Genomic DNA, 3,153 nt, shown 5'->3' with positions numbered 1-3,153 from the left:
CCCTTAGTAAGGGAAGAGGAACCCACCCCTAACCCCTCCCAGGAGGGGAAGAGGGAAGAGGAACCCACCCCTAACCCCTCCCAGGAGGGGAAGAGGGAAGAGGGGAAAAAATCCTGTGTACCTGATAGTTATGCAAACCGCCGTATGTAAAGATTTATTACGAAACTAAGAATTTCTGCGTAAAGTCAAAAGATTATCTTGGGGAATAAATAGGGAGCATCCCACTGCTGTGTGAGCGTGATTATACCGCCCACATATAGCAGAAGTCCGCAAGTCCGCAAGTCCGCAAGTCCGCAAGTCAAACTCTTGCGCTTACTTAGGTTTGAGACTTTTGTCATGTTATAACTGCCCTGGCGACTGCTATAAAAAGATATATTTGCCAAAATGGGATACTACTAATCACTAGTATTCAATTTATCTTTATAAGTGCTTTTTGCAGAACATGTTTTCCCGCAATCTCGCCTTGATCATCGGTATCAATAACTACAGAAACGGCATTTCTCCCCTGAACACTGCCGTAAACGATGCCAAAAAACTAGTGGAAATTCTCCGCAAAAAGCATGATTACGAAGTCTGGGAATGCCTAGACGAAGTGGCAACTCTGTCTAACTTTAACAAATTTTTATCCCATACCTTACCAGAACTTGTCACTGAAAATGACCGCTTATTATTTTACTTTGCTGGTCATGGAGTCGCTCTCAATGGGGATGATGGCCCGGCTGGTTACTTAATTCCTCAAGATGCATCCCTGGGGGATACTAATAGTTATCTGCCCATGACGAAGTTACACGATGCTTTAAGTCAATTACCCTGTCGTCATTTCTTGGGTATCCTCGACTGCTGTTTTGCTGGTGCTTTCCGTTGGTCGAGTACTAGGGATTTACTCACATCGCCAGAAGTAATTCACCAAGAACGATACGACCGTTTTATTACTGACCCAGCCTGGCAAATCATTACTTCTTCAGCTTCTGACCAAAAAGCCTTAGATAACTTTAATTTAGATAGCGAACGCAGTCAAGTCGGTAATCATTCCCCTTTTGCGGCGGCATTATTAGAAGCTCTCGAAGGTGCAGCAGATATCTATCCTCCTGCTACGAATGGCAAACCGGCTGGAGATGGGGTAATTACAGCCACCGAATTATATTTACATTTACGGGATAGAGTCGAAATTCCCACAGAAAAATGCCGGATACGACAAACGCCCGGTATTTGGTGTTTAAACAAACACGATAAAGGCGAGTATATCTTTCTTTCTCCCGGACATGAACTTAATTTACCACCAGCACCACCTTTGGATCAATCACAAAATCCCTATCGCGGTTTAAAGTCCTTTGAAGAGAAACACAGTTCACTGTTTTTCGGTAGAACATTACTAGTAGAAAAGTTAGAAGATTTTGTCAAAGCTAATCCCCTGACAGTGGTGTTGGGTGCTTCTGGTTCGGGTAAGTCTAGCTTGGTCAAGGCAGGATTAATTCCCAAACTACGGCAATATAATACCGATAAATGGTGTATTTTGCCAGCCATCCGTCCTGGTGAGACTCCCTTGCAAGGGTTAAATAATGTGCTATGTAATGCTAAGTTACCTAATGTTGAGCCACAAAACCCACAGCATAACTTGGCAATGAGCATTGATGTTTGGGCGAAAAATAACCCCAACTCTAAGTTATTACTGTTTATTGACCAAAGCGAAGAAATTATTACACTCTGTCAAAACTATGATCAGCGTAAAGAGTTTTTCCAACAGATACTCACAGCCATAAATGCCCATGGGGATAAATTACGGGTAATATTAACCCTACGGTCTGACTTTGAACCCCAAATCACAGATGTGGGCTTAAAGTTGGCACCGGAAGTACTAAATCAATTGGAAACTACGGTACTGATAAATCTTTGGCAAAGTGGACGATTTATTGTACCGGCCATGACACGAGGGGAACTCAACGAAGCAATCGAGAAACCGGCTCAAGCACGGGTGATGTATTTTCAGCCCCACGAATTAGTAGAAAAATTAATTGATGAAGTGGCGGATATGCCGGGAGCATTGCCCTTGCTTTCTTTTGCCTTGAGTGAATTATTCCTCAAGTATTTAAGGCGGCAACGGGAGGCACAATACAGGGGTATTACTATTGATCGGGCCTTGACTCAAGCCGATTATCAAGAATTGGGGGGAGTAATGCGATCGCTAACTCAAAGGGCAGATAAAGAGTATCATTTGCTAGTTCAAGAAAATCCCGCTTATGAGCAAGTAATCCGTCATGTCATGCTGCGGATGGTGGCACTAGGTGGGGGTGAATTAGCCCGTAGGCGCGTACCTTTATCAGAATTGGAATATCCACCAGCGAAAAATGATTTAGTTAAGGAAGTAATTGAGAATTTTACCACAGCACGGTTATTAGTAGAAGGACAAGATGCTGAGGGGAATCCCTATGTCGAACCTGCCCATGATGCTTTGGTAAGGGGTTGGCAAAGGTTGCTGGAGTGGAAACATTTAGATGAGGAAAATTTACTTCTACAACGGCGGTTGACGACCGCAGCGGTGGAGTGGCAAAGTGTTAAAAGCAAAAAACAATCATCCGGACAATTTCTTTGGAATGCCAATCCTTATCTCGATGTATTGAATAAAGAACTCAATTGTGAGGACAACTGGTTTAACCAGGTAGAAGTTGATTTCGTGCGGCGCAGTGTTAGAAAAAAACGCAGTAACACAATTGTGGGTTGGAGCATCGCTGGCTCAGTTCTGGGGGCAATGATTTTCTATGCTGCCGTTTGGATGCAATGGAGAAACTATGAAATTACTCAAGCCAATTCTCTCGCTCGCTCTTCTTTGTCTCTGTTTGCTAAATATAAAGACATGGAGGCTTTGGTGGAGGTGATTAAGGCAGGAAAAATCCTACAAAAACACAAGGCATCGGACCAAAAGGTGATTAGTGCCCTGCACAAAGTTCTTGATGAAGCCAGCAAAGGCAACCGCTTGCAGGGGCATACTAACAGAGTCACGAGATTCAGTTTCAGCCGGGATAGCCAGACCTTGGCTTCTGGTAGTCGTGACAAGACCATCAAACTCTGGAATCTAGAGACAGGCAAGGTAATCCGAACCCTCATCGGGCATGATGACTCGGTCAGGAGCGTCAGATTCAGCCGGGATGGCCAGAC

1 protein-coding gene is annotated in these 3,153 nt (G+C 44.1%); it reads left to right on the top strand.

The genetic code is table 11. The features are described 5' to 3' along the window. Positions 1–442 precede the first annotated feature (442 nt). On the top strand, positions 443–3,153 hold a 2,711-nt coding region (locus F6K57_RS32715; RefSeq protein ID WP_293072181.1), incomplete at its 3' end, for a caspase family protein.

The organism is Moorena sp. SIO4A5 (assembly GCF_010672005.1).
In the GTDB taxonomy this organism is placed as follows: domain Bacteria; phylum Cyanobacteriota; class Cyanobacteriia; order Cyanobacteriales; family Coleofasciculaceae; genus Moorena.
Note: the sequence above shows the minus strand (reverse complement) of the source record. Positions and strands in the feature narration are given on the sequence as shown.